The organism is Listeria sp. MAN/IMW/UF555 (assembly GCF_058684075.1).
Genome location: NZ_JBZWZS010000001.1, coordinates 612,118 through 633,542, shown reverse-complemented (window position 1 = coordinate 633,542; position 21,425 = coordinate 612,118). Strand labels below are relative to the sequence as shown.

The 21,425-nt window shown below is 37.4% G+C and carries 26 protein-coding genes; 17 read left to right on the top strand and 9 right to left on the bottom strand.

Annotated features, from left to right (window positions below; translation table 11 throughout):
- Positions 1 to 5: 5 nt before the first annotated feature.
- A complete protein-coding gene (locus tag AC4PG8_RS03135; RefSeq protein WP_185625209.1) occupies positions 6 to 215 on the bottom strand; it encodes a DNA-dependent RNA polymerase subunit epsilon in 210 nt (69 codons plus the stop codon).
- 494 nt (positions 216 to 709) lie between these two features.
- On the opposite strand from AC4PG8_RS03135, the gene AC4PG8_RS03130 reads away from it, so the two are divergent.
- Positions 710 to 1,480: a Cof-type HAD-IIB family hydrolase gene (locus tag AC4PG8_RS03130; RefSeq protein ID WP_492170013.1), complete on the top strand. Its 771-nt coding sequence runs from the start codon at positions 710 to 712 to the stop codon at positions 1,478 to 1,480.
- A gap of 16 nt (positions 1,481 to 1,496) precedes the next feature.
- On the opposite strand, the gene AC4PG8_RS03125 is transcribed toward AC4PG8_RS03130, so the two are convergent.
- From AC4PG8_RS03125 to AC4PG8_RS03110, 4 genes are all read right to left on the bottom strand, one after another.
- Entirely contained in the window at positions 1,497 to 2,300 is an 804-nt protein-coding gene (locus AC4PG8_RS03125) for a DUF817 domain-containing protein (protein WP_492170012.1), read from the bottom strand.
- 67 nt (positions 2,301 to 2,367) lie between these two features.
- A complete protein-coding gene (locus AC4PG8_RS03120) occupies positions 2,368 to 2,949 on the bottom strand; it encodes a molybdenum cofactor guanylyltransferase (RefSeq protein ID WP_492170011.1) in 582 nt (193 codons plus the stop codon).
- Complete coding sequence (locus AC4PG8_RS03115) at positions 2,930 to 3,592, bottom strand: ATP-binding cassette domain-containing protein (protein ID WP_003771289.1); 663 nt, start codon at positions 3,590 to 3,592, stop codon at positions 2,930 to 2,932. The genes AC4PG8_RS03120 and AC4PG8_RS03115 overlap by 20 nt, the downstream gene beginning before the upstream one ends.
- 2 nt (positions 3,593 to 3,594) lie before the next feature.
- Entirely contained in the window at positions 3,595 to 4,266 is a 672-nt protein-coding gene (locus AC4PG8_RS03110; protein WP_003761575.1) for a molybdate ABC transporter permease subunit, read from the bottom strand.
- 107 nt (positions 4,267 to 4,373) lie between these two features.
- On the opposite strand from AC4PG8_RS03110, the gene modA reads away from it, so the two are divergent.
- The 7 genes from modA (at position 4,374) to moaA (ending at position 9,102) form a co-directional block, all read left to right on the top strand.
- Entirely contained in the window at positions 4,374 to 5,144 is a 771-nt protein-coding gene (gene modA, locus AC4PG8_RS03105) for a molybdate ABC transporter substrate-binding protein (RefSeq protein WP_185520453.1), read from the top strand.
- A 94-nt stretch (positions 5,145 to 5,238) separates the two neighbouring features.
- Positions 5,239 to 6,462 carry a molybdopterin molybdotransferase MoeA gene (locus AC4PG8_RS03100; RefSeq protein ID WP_492170010.1) on the top strand — a complete coding sequence of 408 codons (1,224 nt, stop codon included), beginning with the start codon at positions 5,239 to 5,241 and terminating at the stop codon, positions 6,460 to 6,462.
- On the top strand, positions 6,441 to 6,926 hold the full coding sequence (gene mobB / locus AC4PG8_RS03095; RefSeq protein ID WP_003761583.1) for a molybdopterin-guanine dinucleotide biosynthesis protein B: 486 nt from the start codon (positions 6,441 to 6,443) through the stop codon (positions 6,924 to 6,926). Before AC4PG8_RS03100 ends, mobB begins: the two co-directional genes overlap by 22 nt.
- Positions 6,923 to 7,345 carry a molybdenum cofactor biosynthesis protein MoaE gene (locus AC4PG8_RS03090; protein WP_003761585.1) on the top strand — a complete coding sequence of 141 codons (423 nt, stop codon included), beginning with the start codon at positions 6,923 to 6,925 and terminating at the stop codon, positions 7,343 to 7,345. Before mobB ends, AC4PG8_RS03090 begins: the two co-directional genes overlap by 4 nt.
- A complete protein-coding gene (gene moaD / locus AC4PG8_RS03085; protein WP_003761587.1) occupies positions 7,329 to 7,577 on the top strand; it encodes a molybdopterin converting factor subunit 1 in 249 nt (82 codons plus the stop codon). The genes AC4PG8_RS03090 and moaD overlap by 17 nt, the downstream gene beginning before the upstream one ends.
- 12 nt (positions 7,578 to 7,589) lie before the next feature.
- A complete protein-coding gene (gene moaC, locus AC4PG8_RS03080) occupies positions 7,590 to 8,072 on the top strand; it encodes a cyclic pyranopterin monophosphate synthase MoaC (RefSeq protein ID WP_112119747.1) in 483 nt (160 codons plus the stop codon).
- Positions 8,073 to 8,100: 28 nt separating this feature from the next.
- Positions 8,101 to 9,102, top strand: coding sequence for a GTP 3',8-cyclase MoaA (moaA, locus tag AC4PG8_RS03075; protein WP_033533180.1), 1,002 nt, complete (start codon positions 8,101 to 8,103; stop codon positions 9,100 to 9,102).
- A 32-nt stretch (positions 9,103 to 9,134) separates the two neighbouring features.
- Here moaA and AC4PG8_RS03070 read toward each other — a convergent pair whose 3' ends face one another.
- Positions 9,135 to 9,623, bottom strand: coding sequence for a MogA/MoaB family molybdenum cofactor biosynthesis protein (locus AC4PG8_RS03070; RefSeq protein WP_003761595.1), 489 nt, complete (start codon positions 9,621 to 9,623; stop codon positions 9,135 to 9,137).
- A gap of 11 nt (positions 9,624 to 9,634) precedes the next feature.
- Positions 9,635 to 10,633, bottom strand: a complete 999-nt coding sequence (locus tag AC4PG8_RS03065; RefSeq protein WP_492170009.1) for a ThiF family adenylyltransferase — start codon at positions 10,631 to 10,633, stop codon at positions 9,635 to 9,637.
- A gap of 136 nt (positions 10,634 to 10,769) precedes the next feature.
- On the opposite strand from AC4PG8_RS03065, the gene AC4PG8_RS03060 reads away from it, so the two are divergent.
- A complete protein-coding gene (locus AC4PG8_RS03060) occupies positions 10,770 to 11,321 on the top strand; it encodes a flavin reductase family protein (protein WP_003761597.1) in 552 nt (183 codons plus the stop codon).
- Between the two features lie 46 nt (positions 11,322 to 11,367).
- Here AC4PG8_RS03060 and def read toward each other — a convergent pair whose 3' ends face one another.
- Positions 11,368 to 11,919: a peptide deformylase gene (def, locus tag AC4PG8_RS03055; RefSeq protein ID WP_003761600.1), complete on the bottom strand. Its 552-nt coding sequence runs from the start codon at positions 11,917 to 11,919 to the stop codon at positions 11,368 to 11,370.
- A gap of 833 nt (positions 11,920 to 12,752) precedes the next feature.
- Here def and pdhA point away from each other — a divergent pair.
- From pdhA to AC4PG8_RS03015, 8 genes are all read left to right on the top strand, one after another.
- Entirely contained in the window at positions 12,753 to 13,868 is a 1,116-nt protein-coding gene (gene pdhA / locus AC4PG8_RS03050) for a pyruvate dehydrogenase (acetyl-transferring) E1 component subunit alpha (RefSeq protein WP_003722679.1), read from the top strand.
- Between the two features lie 2 nt (positions 13,869 to 13,870).
- A complete protein-coding gene (locus tag AC4PG8_RS03045; RefSeq protein WP_003722680.1) occupies positions 13,871 to 14,848 on the top strand; it encodes an alpha-ketoacid dehydrogenase subunit beta in 978 nt (325 codons plus the stop codon).
- A 110-nt stretch (positions 14,849 to 14,958) separates the two neighbouring features.
- Positions 14,959 to 16,593: a dihydrolipoyllysine-residue acetyltransferase gene (locus AC4PG8_RS03040; RefSeq protein ID WP_003730099.1), complete on the top strand. Its 1,635-nt coding sequence runs from the start codon at positions 14,959 to 14,961 to the stop codon at positions 16,591 to 16,593.
- A 4-nt stretch (positions 16,594 to 16,597) separates the two neighbouring features.
- Positions 16,598 to 18,001 (top strand): dihydrolipoyl dehydrogenase, encoded by a 1,404-nt coding sequence (gene lpdA / locus AC4PG8_RS03035; RefSeq protein WP_003727021.1) that lies wholly within the window; start codon positions 16,598 to 16,600, stop codon positions 17,999 to 18,001.
- 186 nt (positions 18,002 to 18,187) lie between these two features.
- Complete coding sequence (locus tag AC4PG8_RS03030) at positions 18,188 to 18,499, top strand: hypothetical protein (protein WP_003725567.1); 312 nt, start codon at positions 18,188 to 18,190, stop codon at positions 18,497 to 18,499.
- 128 nt (positions 18,500 to 18,627) lie between these two features.
- Complete coding sequence (locus AC4PG8_RS03025; RefSeq protein ID WP_492170008.1) at positions 18,628 to 19,578, top strand: Rossmann-fold NAD(P)-binding domain-containing protein; 951 nt, start codon at positions 18,628 to 18,630, stop codon at positions 19,576 to 19,578.
- On the top strand, positions 19,578 to 19,850 hold the full coding sequence (locus tag AC4PG8_RS03020) for a UPF0223 family protein (protein ID WP_003722685.1): 273 nt from the start codon (positions 19,578 to 19,580) through the stop codon (positions 19,848 to 19,850). The genes AC4PG8_RS03025 and AC4PG8_RS03020 overlap by 1 nt, the downstream gene beginning before the upstream one ends.
- A 21-nt stretch (positions 19,851 to 19,871) precedes the next feature.
- Complete coding sequence (locus AC4PG8_RS03015) at positions 19,872 to 20,402, top strand: DsbA family protein (RefSeq protein ID WP_003761610.1); 531 nt, start codon at positions 19,872 to 19,874, stop codon at positions 20,400 to 20,402.
- A 50-nt stretch (positions 20,403 to 20,452) separates the two neighbouring features.
- Here AC4PG8_RS03015 and AC4PG8_RS03010 read toward each other — a convergent pair whose 3' ends face one another.
- Entirely contained in the window at positions 20,453 to 21,397 is a 945-nt protein-coding gene (locus tag AC4PG8_RS03010) for a magnesium transporter CorA family protein (protein WP_003736222.1), read from the bottom strand.
- Positions 21,398 to 21,425: the final 28 nt, after the last annotated feature.

The window sequence follows — 21,425 nt, the reverse complement described above, 5'->3', positions numbered from 1 at the left end:
TAGGCTTATTTTTCCCAGAGCGCGAAGTCTGGGTTTTCCTTTTCGTAAGCTAAGTGCGCATCACTAATTTTTTCGACAAATTCGATGTGGAAAGGCTCATCTTTTAAAAGTTGGCGTACTTTTACTTCGCTTTCCGCTTCTACGTACAAAGATTGTGTTTTTTCGCGTACGGGTGTTTCTCTAAGTGTTTCTTGATAAAATACTTTAAAAATCATGTTTTTCTCTCCTTAAATTTTAAGTTTAGTTTTTAAAAATAGATTCTCTGATCGAAAACCTAATAATTATTCAGTAATAATTGGCTTGCTTTCAGTTGTGGACTTAGTAGCAAGCGGATATGGGTGCACGAGATACTAACAATTAGGCATAAAAAAGACAAAGAAAAATTACCACAGACTAATGTATAAAAATAGCTGTGCACGTATAACAATTTTCTTATCCGTTATAATTGCATACCTTTATTTTGGGAATTTGAAACAAATTTCCGAGTAAAAGATGTAATTATAAACTTTTTTTCACGTTCCATTGTTGTTCTATAAATGTTCATCCGATCTATATCCTTCTTTCTAATATACCATAAATCCAGATAATTGCTACTAGAAAGTATAATTAATTTTGCCAAAGCCCGACAGTTTGTGATTTTTTGGTCGCTTTCTGCTATAATTTAAGCTAAGTGATTTTAAAATGGATAGAGGATTGAGGCGTTTAATTGATGAGTAAAATTGTATTTTTCGATGTAGATGGTACGCTTGTAGGTGAAACAAAAGAAATTTCAGCTTCAGCAAAACAAGCGATTGCTAAATTGAAAGAAAATGGCGTTTATGTCGCTATTGCAACGGGTCGCGGCCCATTTATGTTAGATGAGATAAGAAAAGAACTAGATATTAATTCCTACATTTGTTATAACGGACAATATGTTATTTTTGAAGGGAAAGAAATCTACGCTAAACCATTACCAACCGAGTCATTAGAACGACTAATTACGGTGGCATCGGAGCATGAGCATCCAATTGTTTTTTCTGGAAAAGATTCCATGCGTGCGAATTTACCAGATCATGACCGAATTACAATCGGAATGAATTCTATTAAAAGAGATTACCCTAAAGTAGATGCTAATTATTACAAAGGTCGAGATATTTATCAGTGCTTACTGTTTTGTGATGAGTCGTATGATGCTTATTACCGCAAAGAATTTAAACAATATGGTTTCTTACGTTGGCATGATGTTTCAGTAGATGTTTGTCCAGCAGACGGTTCCAAGGCGGAAGGTATTAAGCAGATGATCAAAAAACTTGGCTTTTCGATGGAAGATACTTATGCATTTGGCGACGGACTTAACGACATCGCGATGCTACAAGCTGTTGGCACCGGTGTTGCAATGGGAAATGGTCGCGACGAAGTGAAAGCAGTGGCGGATTATGTTACTGACCATGTGGATGAAGATGGCGTTTATAAAGCGCTTCAGCATCTAAAACTAATTTAAATCAAAAGCGAGGCCACTATTTCAGTGTAGCCTCGCTTTTTGTTGTTATTTGCTCCTGTTCCCATTTCTGTTTAATGAATTTAAGTTGTGCGACGATTATAATACTAATAATAACAAGTAAATACCAACTCGTAATTTTTGAAACATGCACTGGACGCCAGGCAATCAGCTGGTCTGGATAAGACCAAGCTCCGTAAAAACTAGCAATGTTCTCCGCAAGATAAATGAAAAAGGCGATGCATAAAAATGAAAAAGATAAAGGCATTTTGAGCTGAGTAGCGCTAACTTTAAAATAAACATATGTTTTTCGGAATAGTAGGAGAACTAAAATAATCAAAATCCACCGAAAATCCATAATAAAATGGTGCGTGAAAAAATTCGCGTAAATCGCTATGCAAAGACTACTTACTAACCAAATATTTGGCCAATTTGTCATGTTAAGATCAAATCTCTTCCAGGCCTGACAAATATAACTTGCCACGCTTGAATACATAAATCCGCTATACAGTGGTACGCCGAAGAGTTTCATTAAACCGGGTTCTGGATAACTCCAAGATCCCATATGTACTTTATAAATTTCAAGCCCCAGACCGATCACGTGAAAAATCATGATGACTTTAAGTTCATCCCAAGTTTCTAACCCAAACTTTATCAGGACTATTTGTGTCACAAGGCAAATGATTAAAAGTAAGTCATAACGCGCAATAAAAGGAATTTCAACTAGTTTTGTAAGGGCGAGTGAAATGAAAATAATACCCGGAAAAAGGCAGCAAAGTGCTTGTTTCCAAGTAAATACCCACAGTAAGCGAAAAAATTTCATAAAAAAACCTCTTCTCATGCTTTTCTCTAGTTTACCAAACATAACTAAAGAAAAGCATAAGAAAAGATTAAAAAAGTTCATTTTGATGGTTGATATTTTTAAATGGTGCTTTATTTTCAAATTCTAACGGTTTAGTTTGTAATTTTTCAAGTAAGCCGCGGACACGATGTTGTTCTTTTTGCAATAAATTATGTAAGATTTCACGCGAGTAGGGAATGTTCAAAACCAAATAGTGATTTTCCTCTGCTGTTTTGGCAAAGTGATTTGGAAATGCAGCTAATCGACTAATTTCGCTGGAAGTTAAAAAAGGCATATCGACAGGAAGTATCAGGTAGTTAGCTTCAGGGTAGGCATTTTTTTGAGCCATGACAGCGTAAATTCCACCAAGCGGCCCGAAATCTTTATATGCTGGTTGATCGGGAATAATTTGAATAGCTGAGTCCTCATGAAAAAGCGCAACTAGTTTTTGATAATTTTCTTGATTTGCGGATACGAAAACCATTTCGCAAAATGGCTTCAACTTATTAACAGTGAGCTCCACCCATGTTTTCCCAGTCGCCTCATTCTGGAAAAGGGCTTTTGATTCGCCAAAACGGCTAGACTTTCCACCAGCTAATACAATACCCACATTAACTTTTGCGTTTTTCAAGTCGACCATCTCTCATAACTAAAATTTCTTCCGTCATCATTTCTGCTTCCGAGGCATAATGCGTTACAAAAATAACTGGTATATGGAAATCTTTGGCCATCTGACCAACTAATTTCATACAAATTAAACGTGTTTCTTCATCTAGCCCGTTGAAAGGTTCATCAAGTAACAGTAATTTCGGCTCAGTAATCATCGCTCGCGCCATCGCAACACGTTGTTTCTCACCGCCAGAAAGTTTTTGAACAGAAGAATATAGTAGGTGCGAAATTTGCAGATAATCACTCATTTTTCTTACTTGTTGTTGGATTTCTGCTTGTTCTTTTTTCTTCTTTTTTTTCACTTTTAAGCCAAACGCGATATTTTCATAAACATTCATATTTGGAAATAAAGCTAGATTTTGGAATAAGTAACCGACTTTTCGTTCCGTTACTGGAAGGTGTAAGGAAATATTCGAATCGTCCCACGGTGTTCCATCAAATTCGATAATCCCGCCGTCGATGCTCTTTAATCCACTCACGCATTGGAATAACGTTGATTTTCCAGAACCACTTGCGCCCATCATCGCAGTTACTGGTTTTTCAAATGTATAATCAATATTTAAATCATGAAAAGGAAGTTTTTTATGAAATTGTAATCTCAGCATTTTTACATCCCCCTCGTTAAATTACTTTGGCGTACGGTCAAAACATGAATGACAAGTAGCGCAAATACGCCGATAATCACGTTAATTAGTCCCAGGTAAATCGCAGTACGCATGTCGCCTTGTTGAACCATAAAATAGATGCTTGAAGCTATTGTATCGGTTTTTCCTTCTATGTATCCGGCCACCATCAAACTTGCGCCAAATTCACCCATCGCCCGGCAAAAACTAAGCAAAACTCCTGCTAAAATTGGTTGCCAGCAGTTCGGTAAAATAATTTTTGTGAAAATCTGTTTTTTATTCGCTGAAAGAGTCTCTGCTGCCCATACAAGTTCGTGATCAATCGATAAAAATGCTGATTTAAGCCCTTGATACATAATTGGTAAAATAATAATCGTCGTCGCAACGATAGCACCACTAAGGGAAAAAATGAAACTAAAATCAAAAGTATCCCAAAGCACACCACCAATAAAATCATTGCGGCCAAGCACATTCAGTAATACTAAACCGACCACAGTTGGTGGTAAAACAAGCGGAAGTAAAATTAAAATTTCCACAAGTAACTGAAAACGTGATTTTCGACCAGCAAAATAATAACTCAGTGGTAACATCGTCATAAATGCGAGAAACGTAGAAATTGTGGCAACAAGTAGTGTATGCCAAACAGATGTAAACATAAAACTCCTCCTGAATAACCCTCTAGTACTTCTATTATTATCGTTCTCTCTGGTATAAAATGTCAAACTTAAGTACAATGTAACTAAATAAAAAAGGGGGATGAACGATGAAAAAAATAGCGATACTTATAAGCTGCTTATTAGTACTACTTGTAGGTGCATGCGCGAATACTTCAGAGAAAGCAAAAACAACAACTATACATATTTCAGCAGCGGCAAGCTTAAAAGATACGATGGATGACGTAAAACCACTTTTCGAAAAAGCATATCCATCTATTAAATTATCTTTTGACTTTGGTGGTTCTGGGCAAATTCGTGAACGCGTGGAAAGTGGTGCGCCAATTGATGGTGTCCTTTTAGCAAGTAAAAAAGATGCAGATACATTAAGTAATCAAAAATTAGCCGAAAACACGAAAGAATTTGCCGGGAATGACCTTGTGTTAATTGAACCGAAAAATGCTGAACAGAAGGAAGGATTAAGTTTAGAACAATTACTGCATAATGCCGATAAAATTGCCATTGGAGATCCGGAATCTGTCCCAGCAGGCGCTTATGCCAAGCAAACACTTGAAAATTTAAATCTTTATAATACAGAAAAAGCAAAACTCGTTCTTGCGACAGATGTTCGCCAAGTTTTATCGTATGTCGAAGCGGGGAACGCAGATGCAGGCTTCGTTTACCAAACGGATGCGATTTTAAGTAAAAAAGTACAAGTGAAAGCGAAAATTGATGCAAAACTTCATGACCCAATTGCCTACTATAGCGCACAAGTAACTGATTCAGAGAAAAAAGAACCTACCACAACATTCCTCGACTTTATGAATAAATCAGAAGCACAAAAAATACTTGAAAAATACGGATTTAAAGCAGCGGATTAATTAGAAGTCGCTTTACTTTTTAAAACGGCAAAACTCCTGTATATTGGTACTAAAGAAAACGCATACATGATTTATAGAAGGGAAGTGCGCCCAGATGATTGAAAAAAGAAACACCATTAGAATGGAACAAGCGAGAGAAGTATTATGTAACCAAATAACGCATCTTCCAGTCGAACGAAAAAACGTCACGGAAGCGTTAAATCAAGTTTTACAAGAACCGATTTTTGCGCCGTTTCCCGCGCCGTATTTTAGACGTTCTGGTTATGATGGGTTTGCAATTACAGAAGAAGATGACGGCAATTATCCGATTACTTTACATGTCGTAGCAGAGGTTCCTTGTGGTAAAACATATGATAAACCACTAAAACCCGGCGAAACAGTGAGGATCATGACAGGAGCAAAAGTACCTGATAACGCCTCAAAAATTATTATGCTCGAACAATCAAGAGAAGCTGAAAATAAAAATGACATTGTACTTATAAATACGCAAAAATCTAGTAATATTACGGAAATCGGTGCCGAATTTGCGAAAGGTGATTTGCTCCTAGACCGCGGACACACTTTAAATGCAGGCTCGATAAGTTTACTATCGTCATTTGGTATTTCGGAAGTCCAAGTAATTAGAAAGCCAAAAGTTGCTATCTTATCTACAGGAAGTGAACTTGTTCCTGCTGGAAATTCGCTTCCGGATGGCAAAATTTATAATAGTAATCAACCACTACTTGAAAATCTTCTAACAGTGCACCATGCAGAAATCTGCGCGGCTGAACAACTACCAGATAACTATGAAGATACAAAAGCCCGTTTATTTGAGCTGACGGAAATTGCGGACTTAATTGTTACTACTGGTGGCGTTTCTGTTGGAGATTATGATTTTATGGCGGATATTGCAAAACAAGAGGCAGAATTACTTTTTAATAAAATTCAAATGAGACCTGGTAGTCCGACAACTGGAATGTGGTTGAATAAGACACTTATTATCGCGCTTTCGGGTAACCCTGGTGCATGTTTCACAGGTTTTTATTTATTAGTAGAACCCGTACTCGCAACCTTTATGGGAAAAGATAATACGGCAACTACTAAAGTCCGCGCAAAGATGGCGAGCGATTACACGAAGAATAATGGCTTTGACCGATTTTTACGAGGAACCTATCATCTATCAGAAGAAGGAGAGTATTTGGTTGAATTGGTAGGAAGTGATATGTCGAGTGCGCTAGGAAACCTTCATTTAACAACCTGTTTATTTAAAATTCCAGGCGGTAAGGTTGGAAAATATCAAGGAGAAGAGGTCGAAGCATGGCTACTATCCTCCAAATAATTGGTTTTAAAAATAGTGGAAAAACAACCTTGCTTAATGCGCTAATACGGGCTAGCCGCAAAGAAAACTATACGGTTTCTGCCATTAAACACGATGCGCATGACTTTTCTGTTGATCACGCTGGAACAGATTCGTATTCTTTTCAAGAAAGTGGTGCGGAAGCTGTTGTGATTGCGAATTCTAGACAATATGCTGTCATGGAACAAACTGGCATCGATTTAAAAACTGCCATCCAAAAACTACCGGACTCAGATATTGTTCTCATAGAAGGCTATAAAGAAGGACCTTTTCCAAAAATCATTTTAATTCGAGAAAAAGCAGAAATCGAGCTTTTAAAAAATAGCAAAGCCGTTCATAAAATCGCTACGCACAATCCAGCTTTAAAAGAAGAGGCAATTTTTATCGGAGAAGAAGAAGCTTTAAACACGTTTGCTGAAACGTTAATCAAGGAGTTTTTACAATGAAATATGTAGCTTTACAACACGAAAAAATTGAAATCGGACCACTTTCTGAAAAACTAATCAATAAAAATCACGGCGGAATTAATCTGTTTGTCGGCACAATTCGCGAATGGACTGGCGATATTCAAACAGAAGAAATTCGCTACACTGCTTATGAAGCAATGGCGTTAAAAGAGTTAAATAAATTAGCCACAGAAGTAGAAACTAAGTGGGGTGCAGATGTAGTTATTGTCCACCGATTAGGACTTTTAGAAATAACTGATATAGCAGTGTTTATTGGCGTATCAACACCACACCGAGCTGCATGTTATGAAGGATCCAGATATATTATTGAACGTTTAAAAGAACGAGTACCAATATGGAAAGAAGAAAAAGATGTCGATCAAATAAGGTGGGGTGGCATAGATGCTCACAACGGTTAAGTTTTTCGCTTTTTTAGCTGAGAAAACAAAGCAAACAGAAGTAAAATTAAATTTACAGCAATGCGAAACAGTTGGTGAAGTTCGAGAAGTCATTAGTAGTGAATTTCCTGAAATCGCTGTGGATTTGGCAACGTGTATGTTGGCAGTTAATATGGAATTTCAACACGATCAAGATATTTTGCCAAATGAAATAACAGAAATCGCGGTAATTCCACCAGTTAGCGGTGGATAAGGAGGATACTAGATGGATAAAGACGATTTAACCCATTTTAATGATGAAAAACGTGCGAAAATGGTCGATGTCACGAGCAAATCAGAAACGAAACGACGTGCAATCGCTAGAGCTACCATACATATGAACGAAGAAACCTTAGCGCGTATTCATGCTGGTAAAATTGCTAAAGGAGACGTTTTGGCTGTTGCACAAGTGGCTGGCATCATGGCCGCGAAAAAAACGAGCGAACTTATCCCGATGTGCCATCCAATCATGACTACCAAAGCCGATATTTCTTTTGACGATGATGGCAAGACGGCATTAACAATCACATCAGAAGTAGTGACTGTTGGAAAAACAGGGGTAGAGATGGAAGCACTGACAGCTGTTACCGTTGCGGCATTAACAATTTATGATATGTGTAAAGCAATGGATAAAGGGATGCGAATAGAGAAAACATATTTAGTCGAAAAAACAGGTGGAAAAAGCGGGACATTTAAAGCAGAAGCGTAACTATTTTGTAGGATAGGAGTTTTGTTTTATGCAATTATTAAAGGATAAATTTGGGCGGGTACACGATTACATTAGGATTTCAGTAACAGATCGATGCAATTTAAGGTGTGTGTATTGTATGCCCGAAGAAGGCCTGACATTTTTGCCTCATGAAAAAGTACTATCCAAAGATGAAATTGTCAGTTTTATGGAGTTAATGGTGAAATTTGGCATCAAAAAAGTTCGCATCACGGGTGGAGAACCATTACTTAGAACCGATATTGTGGAAATTGTTCGCGGGCTTGGAGCAATTCCTGAGATAGAAGATATTTCGATTACAACGAATGCGATGTATTTGGCGAAAAAAGCGGAGGCCTTGAAAGAAGCAGGATTAACCCGTGTTAATATTAGTTTGGATTCCTTGCATGCAGATCGTTTTCAAGCAATTACACGCGGTGGCCGTTTGCAAAAAGTACTCGATGGTATTCAAAAAGCAGAAGAAGTTGGGCTATTCCCAATTAAACTAAATGTTGTTTTAATCAAAGGGCAAAACGACGACGAAATAACGGATTTCCTTCGATTTACAAAAGATAAAGACATTAATATTCGCTTTATTGAATATATGCCGATTGGTCATGCGGGTACGAGTTGGAAAGAAAAGTACTTACCACTAGATACTATTTTTAAAGCGTGTGATGATGCTAGTTTCGAATATGAGCCAGTTGATTCGATTCGCGGAAATGGTCCTTCTGAAAACTTCCGGATTAAAGGAGCGAAAGGGACATTTGGCGTAATACACCCAGTTAGCGCGCATTTTTGTGATAGCTGTAACCGATTGCGACTAACAGCTGATGGCTATATTAAAGCATGTTTATACTGGGATGAGGAAATGAATATTCGTCCATTTATACATGAACCAGTAAAATTAATGCAACTTGTCCAAAAAGCAATTGATAATAAACCAGAAAATCATGAAATGGCATTGAAATTACAAGATGAAGTTCAATCTAATAAACCAACTTGGCGACGTATGAGCCAAATTGGTGGATAAATAAAACCATCCGGCCCGCGGGCCGGATGGTTTTATTTTTGTCGTTCCGCTATTAAATGCGGTAATTCAGGTATAATTAATTTTTCCGTAGCGAGTCTCGAAGCATTACTTGACCCCGGTAAGGCAAAAATCAGCAAACCGCTCTCCGAAAAACCTGCAAAAGCACGAGACACCATCGCGCGACTACCAACTTCCTCGTAACTAAGCATTCGAAAAATTTCTCCAAAACCAGGAATTTCTTGCTGAATAGTTGCGAATAAAGCTTCATAAGTAACATCGCGCTTAGCAATTCCCGTACCGCCATTTGTAATTAAACAAAAGGAACCGTTAGCTGCTAATTTGTCCATTTCCTGTTTTATACGAGGGGCGTCGTCAGGAACAATAACTCGTGTAATCACTTGGTGTCCCGCAGCCTCTAACAAAGATTGAATCAGTTTGCCGCTCGTATCGGTTTCTAAATTCCTTGTATCACTAATCGTCAAAATACTACAAGTTACCTTAATAAACGTTTTTTGCTCCATAACTTCCTCCCTTAATTAAAAAATAGTTGGTATATTTTCTTTGCTTCCGCTAAATTTTCAGTTCCATGCAGTAAAACACGACCATTTTTAAAAATAACAAATTGATATTTTTCATAATTAAAACTTAGTAAAGCTGGATTTTCCGTATAAAGCATTTTTTGTTCCGCTAATCGTTGTTTTATTTCGCGGTAGTTACTTTTATTTTGAAGGTGAAACTGTACGGTATCTCGTCCACAAAGTGCGATAGTTTGCTTAGAAAAGGGTACTTCCGAATGTACTTTTTCAGGTGAGCAGCCTGTGCAATGAGGGCGTTTTTTGACAACTAGAGATTGGAAATTCAACTGCCAATTATCTATTTGATAGTATGTATTTGCGGTGAAATCAGGGTTTAAAATCATTTGTGTAAGTAACGAAACTTGCATTCCCGCGACTATCGGAATGAGCGCGCCGTCAACTCCAACAATATCACAACTTGCAGCATTTGTTTGGGGAATATCACCAAGCAAACAGTGTAAACAAGCAGAGTCAGGAGGGATAATCGGCATAAGATTAGCATAATTTCCCGCACAAGAAGTAAAAATCCAAGGAATTTGATGGATAAAACAAAATTGGTTTAAAAAATCGCGAGTCATAAAATTATCCGTACAATCAAGTATGTAATCAATTTTCTTAGCAAAAGGGGTTAAACTTGTCATATTCGCATCGTCAACAATATATTCCACTTCAATCTCGCTGTTAATTAACAATAGTGCTTTCTGTGCCGCATACGCTTTTGCTTGTTTCTCGAGCGCATCTAGTTCTGTATAAAGTGATTGTCGTTGTAAATTACTTAATTCTACATAATCGCGGTCAATTAAAATCAATTTCCCAAAACCCATGCGCGCACAAATTTCCGCCGCGTAGGAACCAATTGCCCCAACACCAACAATCAGAATCGTTTTCGAAAGCAATTTCTCTTGACCGATTTTACCTATATTTGCGACTCGCATTTGTCTATCATAACGTTCCAAGTTTTCCACCTTCTTTCCTATTTATTTTACCAGAAAATCACTGTAAGAAGCTATCTACGAGGTTCCGATTTATTCTTGTAATTCCACTTCACGAACTTTATAATAGAAAGAAAATTAAAACCTAGAGGTGCTAACTATGAAAAAGAAACTAGACACAACCAAATTTTACCCTGCTTATCCAGTTTTTCTATTAACTTACTTAAATGAACTAGGAGAAGCACAAATGTCAACGGGGTCCTCATCGTATACACTTGGAGATACTTTAGTCATTGGTATATCTGCCGAAAGTAACGCGAGTAACTATTTAAAACCGGGAGAGAAATTCGCCGTGAATTTTCCGACCACTAAACAGTTCGATTTAATTGAACAAGGTGGCTTTTCATCCGGAAAGCGTATCGATAAAGTAAAAGAATACCAGATTGAGCTAACCAAAAGTGAAAGCGGAGCACTATACATAGATTCATGCCCGATTATTTTTGAATGTACGGTAGGTCAAACGATTAGAGATGCTGACTATCATACTGTTTTTGCTAAAATTGACACACGTTTAATGGAGGAAACTTTAATTGATACAGCTGGTAATTTCGTACATGATGAACTAGACTTAGTTCTTTTTTCAGGCGATGCTTATGAACGTAAATTTCGCAAGTTAGATATAAAAATAGAAAAAGTTGGCGGACATTTATAAAATAAAAACCCCACAGGATATAGATTCCTGCGGGGTTTTATTCATTTCATCCAAATACATCCACATCAGGTGGCAAGTAAGATGGATTTTCTTTATTAATATGGTCATAAAACATAACGCCATTCAAATGATCAATTTCATGTTGCACAACAATTGCTGGATAGCCTTTAAAACGGAGCTTAAGTGGCGTACCATTTTCATCAAAGGCATCAATTGTCACTCGTTCACTACGTACAACATAACCAGGAACTTCACGGTCAACGGAAAGGCAACCTTCTCCACCAGAAAGACAAGCTTGTTGTACAGAATGGCTACGAATTTTTGGATTATAAAGCACATAACTATAAAGACGATCTTTTTCATCGTGTACATGGATAGCTAGGAAACGTTTTGTTACAGCTAGTTGTGGAGCCGCAATTCCAACACCACCACGCAAACCGTATTTTTCTGCTAACTCTTCATCCTGACTATTAATTAGAAACTCGAGCATATCGTGCCCTAATTTTTTTTCTTCATCTGAAAGCGGGAAAGTCACTTCTGTTGCAACTTCTCGAAGCGCTGGATGACCTTCTCGTACAATATCGTCCATTGTAAGCATGATTTGATTCTCTCCTGTTCTTTAATAACATATCCTTATTTTAACAAAAGAACGAAAAAAAAGGAATGAAATATTACTTTCCAAGAAAAAACCGTGTTTTCATAGGACTAAAGGCATATTTGTTAAAAATAGCAAAGTTTAAATAACGAACATTTATAAATAAAATAGATATATTGTTCGTATAAATGAAACGGTGAAAAATTTTATAAGTTTGTGAATTCACAAACTAACAATATTTTATAAATAAAACGTCGGAATAGGTGTGATAATGCGAGAGTTGCAATATTATATAACAGTTTGCATCTGTTTTATCTTTTTTTAATACAGAACTGGAAAGCGAATGATTTAAGTTATAATGCCATTGTAAGCGATAAAATAATTAGAGATTAACTTATTGACTTCATAATCTTGGTAGTGTAAATTAAGAGAGAAGATTAGTGTATTAATAAAATTCTTGTTTTTGAGTAAAACAGAATTAACATTTTAAATAAAAGGAAAGTTCCTGTTTTTTTATGAAACATTGTGAAGGGATGAATGTTTTTTCACAAACTCTCTTAAAACCCATGTTTTCAATGAGGATTTTGTGGTAATAACTGGAGAGGCTGCGTAATTAGTTGATAGGAATTTAGAAAAAAGCTTCCGGAATCTGCTTCTTTCTATAGAATAACTTTTCTTTTTACTACGCTATTATAATTAATACACAATCAGGATGGCAGTTTTAAAAGAATCCATTTAGATGGGTAAATGACCGGACGAGCGTTACATGAAACGCATACCTAACTAATGAAGAATTTGAAACTGTACAATGTGAATGACGAAAGGGTGGATACGAAATGGCTTCTAAAACAAAGAAGGCTATTATCGACGTAAAGAAACAATTTGAGGCTGTTCATAAACAATTTGAATTAGTTCAAATTCTGAATGAAAAAGGAGAAATCGTAAATCCAGATTTAATGCCGGATTTAACTGATGATCAATTAGTAGAATTAATGACTCGTATGGTTTGGACTCGTGTACTTGACCAACGTTCTATTTCACTTAACCGTCAAGGACGTCTAGGTTTCTATGCTCCAACTGCTGGTCAAGAAGCTTCCCAACTTGCAAGTCACTATGCACTTGAAAAACATGACTATATTCTTCCAGGTTACCGTGATGTACCACAACTTATCTGGCACGGACTTCCACTTACAAAAGCGTTCTTGTTCTCTCGTGGACACTTTGTAGGTAACCAATTCCCTGAAGATTTAAATGTATTATCACCACAAATCATCATCGGTGCACAAATCGTGCAAGCTGCCGGTGTTGCTCTAGGTCTTAAAAAACGTAAAAAAGACGCTGTTGTAATCACTTATACTGGTGATGGCGGTTCTTCCCAAGGTGACTTCTATGAAGGAATGAACTTTGCGGGTGCTTACCATGCTCCAGCAATCTTCGTAGTACAAAATAACAAATTCGCGATTTCTACACCTCGTGAAAAACAATCAGCTGCTGAAACATTAGCTCAAAAAGCAGTTGCAGCCGGAATCCCAGGCGTACAAGTAGACGGAATGGATCCACTTGCAGTATATGCTGTAACTAAATTCGCTCGTGAACGTGCAGTTGCTGGTGAAGGCCCAACATTAATCGAAACGATGACTTACCGTTATGGTCCACATACACTTTCTGGTGATGATCCAACTCGTTACCGTACAAAAGAACTTGACGGAGAATGGGAACTTAAAGATCCAATCGTTCGCTTCCGTACTTTCTTAGAAGGTAAAGGCCTTTGGAACGAAGAAAAAGAAAATGCTGTTATCGATCAAGCGAAAGAAGAAATCAAAGTAGCAATTAAAGAAGCAGACGCTACACCAAAACAAACTGTAACTGATCTTCTTAAAAATATGTACGAAACACCAACTGCTCCTATCAAAGAGCAACTGGCAATCTATGAAGCGAAGGAGTCGAAATAATCATGGCGCAAAAAACAATGATTCAAGCGATTACAGATGCGCTTGCAGTAGAACTTGAAAAAGACGAAAACGTATTAGTTTTTGGGGAAGACGTTGGTAAAAACGGCGGCGTATTCCGTGCAACAGAAGGATTACAAGAAAAATTTGGCGAAGATCGTGTATTCGATACTCCTCTAGCAGAATCTGGTATCGGTGGTCTTGCTATCGGTCTTGCACTTGAAGGTTTCCGTCCAGTTCCAGAAATTCAATTCTTCGGTTTCGTATTTGAAGTAATGGATTCCGTTGCTGGTCAAATGGCTCGTATGCGTTACCGTACTGGCGGAACTCGTACTGCTCCAATTACAATTCGCGCACCTTTTGGTGGTGGAGTTCATACACCAGAAATGCACGCTGATAACTTAGAAGGATTAATGGCTCAATCTCCTGGTTTAAAAGTGGTAATTCCTTCCACTCCATACGATGCAAAAGGTCTTTTAATCTCTGCAATTCGTGATAACGATCCTGTTATTTTCTTAGAGCATATGAAATTATATCGTTCTTTCCGTGAAGAAGTTCCAGAAGGCGAATACACAGTAGAAATTGGTAAAGCAGCTGTTCGTCGTGAAGGTACTGATGTTTCTATCATCACTTACGGTGCTATGGTACAAGAATCAATGAAAGCAGCAGAAGCTCTTGAAAAAGATGGCGTATCTGTAGAAGTTATCGATTTACGTACAATTAGCCCAATTGATGTGGAAACAATCATTGCTTCCGTTAAGAAAACAAACCGTGCTGTAGTAGTTCAAGAAGCACAAAAACAAGCAGGTATTGCAGCTAATATCGTTGCAGAAATTAACGACCATGCAATCCTTTCTCTAGAAGCACCAGTTATGCGTGTTGCTGCTCCAGATAGCGTATTCCCGTTCTCTCAAGCAGAAACAGTTTGGTTACCAAATCATAACGATATCATTGAACGAGTAAAAGAAGTTATTGCATTTTAATTCATAATGACCGTTTTAAAACTTATGGGGAGTTTTAGAAGGGGAAAGAAATATTTTTATACTAAGGTTCAGTTTATCTGAACCTTAGAAATTACAGGAGGCTTAATAAAATGGCATATTCATTTAAATTACCGGATATCGGTGAAGGTATCCATGAAGGTGAAATCGTTAAATGGTTTGTACAACCAGGCGATAAGATTGAAGAAGATGAATCCCTATTTGAAGTACAAAACGACAAATCAGTGGAAGAAATCACTTCTCCAGTTTCAGGAACAATTAAAGAAATCAAAGTTGCTGAAGGTACAGTTGCTACAGTTGGACAAGTACTAGTAACATTTGATGGCGTAGAAGGTCACGAAGACGACGCCGAAGAAGAAAGCGCAGCACCAAAAGCAGAATCCACAGAATCAACTCCAGCACCCGCACAAGCTAGCGGAAAAGGAATTTTTGAATTCAAATTACCAGATATTGGTGAAGGAATTCATGAAGGCGAAATTGTTAAATGGTTTATTCAACCGGGCGATAAAGTAGAAGAAGATCAGTCCATTTTTGAAGTACAAAACGACAAATCTGTCGAAGAAATTACTTCTCCAGTAGATGGAACTGTTAAAGATATTTTAGTTAGCGAAGGAACAGTAGCAACAGTTGGTCAAGTATTAGTAACATTTGAAGGTGATTTTGAAGGAGAAGCTAGCCATGAATCTACTCCAGAATCTCCAGCAGAAGAAGCTGAACTTACAAACAACGATGCAACTTCCGCTCCAGCTACAGGTGGAAACGGAACTCCATCATCTAAAAAAGATCCTAATGGCCTTGTAATTGCAATGCCTTCTGTACGTAAATATGCTCGTGAAAAAGGCGTTAATATCGCTGAAGTAGCAGGCTCTGGAAAAAATAACCGCGTAGTTAAAGCTGATATCGATGCTTTCCTAAACGGCGAACAACCAGCTGCAGCAACAACTACTGCTCAAACAGAAGAAAAAGCAGCAGCACCAAAAGCAGAAAAAGCAGCTGCAAAACAACCAGTTGCAAGCTCCGATGCTTACCCAGAAACACGCGAAAAATTAACACCAACTCGTCGTGCGATTGCAAAAGCAATGGTAAACTCAAAACATACAGCTCCACACGTTACTTTAATGGACGAAATCGAAGTAACTGCACTTATGGCTCACCGCAAACGTTTCAAAGAAGTAGCTGCCGAAAAAGGTATCAAACTTACTTTCTTACCTTATATGGTGAAAGCTCTTGTTGCAACGCTTCGTGACTTCCCAGTGCTTAACACAACTTTAGATGATGCGACAGAAGAACTTGTTTACAAACATTACTTCAACGTTGGTATCGCAGCAGATACAGATCACGGTTTATACGTGCCAGTAATTAAAAATGCTGATAAAAAATCCGTATTCCAAATTTCTGATGAAATCAACGAACTAGCTGGAAAAGCACGTGATGGTAAATTAACAGCTGACGAAATGCGCCACGGTTCCGCAACTATTTCTAATATCGGTTCTGCCGGCGGACAATGGTTCACTCCAGTAATTAATTACCCAGAAGTTGCTATCCTAGGTGTTGGTCGTATTGCTCAAAAACCTATCGTAAAAGATGGCGAAATTGTAGCAGCACCAGTACTAGCGCTTTCCTTGAGCTTTGACCACCGTGTAATTGACGGCGCGACTGCTCAAAAAGCAATGAACAATATTAAACGTTTATTAAACGACCCAGAATTATTACTAATGGAGGTGTAACAAAATGGTAGTAGGCGATTTTCCAGAAGAAAGAGACACCATAGTCATCGGTGCAGGCCCAGGTGGGTATGTAGCCGCAATCCGAGCTGCACAACTCGGACAAAAAGTTACCATTATTGAAAAAGAATATTACGGTGGTGTGTGCTTAAACGTTGGATGTATTCCTTCTAAAGCACTTATCACAATCGGTCACCGTTTTAAAGAAGCTGGACACTCTGATAACATGGGTATTACAGCGGACAACGTGAACTTAGATTTCACAAAAGCACAAGAATGGAAAGGCGGCGTAGTTAACAAGCTTACATCAGGTGTTAAAGGCCTTCTTAAGAAAAATAAAGTTGAAATGTTAGAAGGAGAAGCGTTCTTCGTGGATGATCATTCCCTGCGTGTGATCCACCCTGACTCCGCTCAAACTTATACATTCAATAACGTTATCATTGCAACAGGATCTCGTCCAATCGAAATCCCAGGTTTCAAATATGGTAAACGTGTATTAAGCTCGACTGGTGCACTTGCATTAACTGAAGTTCCGAAAAAATTAGTCGTAATTGGCGGCGGATATATCGGAACAGAACTAGGTGGAGCATTCGCTAACCTTGGTACAGAACTAACTATCCTTGAAGGCGGTCCAGAAATCTTACCAACATACGAAAAAGACATGGTTTCCCTAGTTAAACGTAATCTGAAAAGCAAAAACGTTGAAATGGTTACTAAAGCACTTGCAAAATCTGCTGAAGAAACTGAAAACGGCGTTAAAGTAACTTATGAAGCTAACGGTGAAACAAAAACTATCGAAGCTGATTATGTTTTAGTAACAGTAGGTCGTCGTCCAAATACAGACGAAATCGGTTTAGAACAAGCTGGCGTTAAAGTAACAGAACGCGGTTTAGTAGAAGTTGACAAACAAGGTCGCTCTAACGTTTCTAACATTTTCGCAATTGGTGACATCGTTCCTGGTGTTCCTCTAGCTCACAAAGCTAGCTATGAAGCAAAAATCGCTGCTGAAGCAATTGCTGGCGAAAAAGCAGAAAACGATTATACAGCACTTCCAGCTGTTGTTTTCAGTGACCCAGAACTTGCAACAGTTGGTTTAACAGAAAAAGAAGCAAAAGAAAAAGGCTTTGATGTAAAAGCTGCTAAATTCCCATTCGGCGGTAACGGTCGTGCGCTTTCTTTAGATGCACCTGAAGGATTTGTTCGTCTAGTTACTCGTAAAGAAGATGGCCTAGTTATCGGTGCACAAGTTGCCGGAATGAACGCTTCTGATATTATTTCAGAAATCGGCTTAGCAATCGAATCAGGTATTACAGCTGAAGACATCGCGCTTACTATCCACGCTCATCCATCCCTTGGAGAGCTTACAATGGAAGCAGCTGAACTTGCTTTAGGTCGTCCAATTCACATGTAATCAACTTAAAGCGGAAGTATCCTTTATGGGTATTTCCGCTTTTTATCTATATAAATAAGTTCGTAATTTCACAAAAACTCTTTTAGTTCATTTTTTGAAATATTTAAAGTATCCGTTTTAGAAAAAAAGGAGTATAATGTAACAAGTGAACGTAACAAGTCAAATCTAATTGAATCAGGTGAAAAAATGGAGAAACAAACAGCAACTTGGAAGAAAGCTCTATTTTGGTTTGCGTATGTAGTAGCAGGAATTTGTTTTTTATTAACGATTGTGGCCTTTATTGTAGGATTTATTCATCACATGCATGATACAGGTGGATGGCGTTCCGTTATTCAAATTCTCGAAACCCCAATTACGGGCTTTGTAAAAATGACTGGTGGCTACATCGGTAAAGGAATCTTAGAAGTAATTATTCTTATTATCGTTAGCTATGTATTACCAATCTTCTTCTGTTTTGCAACGCATTATTTAAAAGTAAAACGACGTGAAATGGCTTAAAATAAGATTATTTTGTAAAAAGCAAAGCGAATGAGCATTGCTTTTTATTTATGCGGTCAAGTTATTTTATTTTTGCCGTAGAAGCATGCTAAAATAACAATAAGAGACTTGATGAGGAGGAGACCCATATGCCATCTAAGAAGAAAAAGATTGTCGTTATCGGCAGAAGTAATCTACAAAATCTCTACATTCATACAATTCTTTTAAAAAAACTACCCGCCGAGATTTACTTAATAGACGAACAAGCTAAAACAAGTGTGCAAGACTTTGAATATGCGAGCTACTATCATTCTTCAGCAACGGTTAACACAGGAACCTTTAATGAATGTCGAAGTGCGGATCTCGTCCTTTTTTTTCAAGAAGAAATGTCAAATGAGTCTTTCTCAAATGAAGATAATTTAGCATTAATCAAAGAAAAAGTGAAGAAGATGATGGCGACTGGTTTTCAAGGAATAGTGTTAGTGGCGACTGCCGAAAGCAATATTGTTGCCTCATTAATTAAACGTTTTTCTGGCTTACCGGCAAATCAAATTATTACACTTGGCACCATGCTAGCAACTTCTTATTTTCAAGTAGAAATTGCTAAGTTATTTAAAATCAGTCCTAAAAACGTGCATGGCTATATTATTGGAGAGAGTACTCAGGATGTCATTCCCGTTTGGAGTCGAGCCTTCCTTGGTGGCAAACCGATTTTAAGTTATTTAGCCGAAGAACAAAAAAGAATCACATCGGATGATTTACAAAATTTAACAAACATGATTACAAAAATTCCTGATTTTCCTGTTGAAACTAAAGATAGCTGTAGTTTCCGCTTTAGTACTGTAACTGTGCTCGCTGAATTAACAGAAGTCATTTTACGAGATGAAGCAAGGGTGCTTACAGTAGGCGTAGAAGTGAAGGAAGCATATGGCTTAGAAAGTCCAGTTTTCGTTAGCGTACCAGCTGTTGTAGGCGCTGAGGGAGTCAGAGAATTACTGGAGTTAAATCTATCCGATGACGAACAAAAAGAATTAAAGCGAATTACAACAAAAACTACCGAGAAATTGGGGTTACTGCATAATAAGGGAGGAATTAGTTAATGGAATATAGTTATCCACTAAATCCAGACTGGACAACCGAAGAAATGACGATTGTTGTACAATTTTTAGAAGCTATCGAACGAGCATATGAAAAAGGTATTGATACACTTGAACTCAAAGAAAAATACCGAGCATTTAAACAAGTAGTACCTGCAAAAGGAGAAGAAAAACGGATTGGCATAGACTTTGAAAAAGCAAGTGGTTATTCGGCCTATAAAGTCATGCAACTCGTAAAAAACGCAACAACAAGCAAAATAAAAATGCAACCATAATTAAGAGGAGGAATTTTTTTCATGGATATTAGTCAAATTAAAGCAGAAGTAGTAACACCAGAAACAGGAATACACGTAGGTGAAAAGGGAGCTCCAGTTAAAGTAATGACATTCATTAACCTACGTTGCCCATTTTGTCGTGAGTGGAATGAAAAATCTAAAGACGTCTTAACTGAATATATTCAAGCAGGAAAAATCGAATTAATCATTAAACCATTTGATAAAGAAAAAGAATCTTTACAACGCGGAAATGTAGCGCATCGTTACTTAGATTATTCTAAACCAGAAGAAACGCGTGAAACCATCAATAAAATCTATAGCACCCAAGATGAATGGGGTAGCCTAAGTCTTTCAGAAGTAGCTGATTATATGGAGTCTACGCTAGGCCTAACAGAGCAAGACAACAAAGCTGCATCTGAAAAAATAATCGCTGAAGCAAACGCGGCAAATGTTGTTTTTGTACCGACTGTAATTGTTGGTGAACATATTTTTGATGAGCACATTAGCCCTGAAGAGTTACGCGACTTACTTGACGGCGAATTAGCTAAATAAAAAAACGAATGTATTGCCTAAATTGATAGGCAATACATTCGTTTTTTATTTTAAAAGAATTTCCTCCGCCAGAATACAATCGCAAGCGCTCCGGCAATCCCAAAAGCAAAACCAAGCGTTAATATCCAAGCTAAAGGTGTTTCCATAAACGGTAATTTCACGTTCATTCCATAAAAACTAAAAACCATCGTTGGAATCGTCAAAATGATAGTAAAAGAAGTGAGGAATTTCATCACGATATTCATATTGTTGGAGATAATTGAAGCATAAGCATCCATCATCCCACTTAAAATATTCGAATGAACTTCCGCCATTTCGATACCCTGACGATTCTCAATAATAACATCTTCTAGTAAGTCTTGATCTTCCTCGTACATTTTAACGATATTTTGACGCATCATTTTATCGAGTACGACTTTATTCGATTTAAGGGCTGTTACAAAGTAAACTAAACTTTTTTCAATTCCCATTAAATCATAAAGTTGTTTATTTTTCATAGATTCATGTAGTTCTTTTTCGATTTCATCTGTTTGGCGATTCAAGCGTTTTAAGTGACGCAGGAACGTAGTTGAAATCATATATAGAATTTGTAAGGCAAATCGTGTTTTCATGTGCGTATAAAAGCCTTTAATACGGTTTCTAATAAATGATTGTACAATAGAAGAATCAATCGTACAAATCGTAATAAAGTAGTCCTTTGTAATAATAATCCCCATCGGAATCGTTTCAAATGAAGCATAATGAATATCATCTTCATCAACTACTGGAAAGTCACAGACGATTAAAACGGAATCTGAATCATCATCGCGTTCAATACGGGCACTTTCATCTTTATCTAGTGGATCTTCTAAGAACTCCAAAGGGATTTCATAGTTATCAGCAATTTTATTAATTTCTTCTGAAGTAGGGGCAACTATATTAATCCAACAGTTGCGTGTTACTTCTTCTAATTCAATTAATTTGCCGTTTTCATCTGATTTGAAAATTTGATGCATGCTTTTTACCTCCTTTTTTAACAGGTAA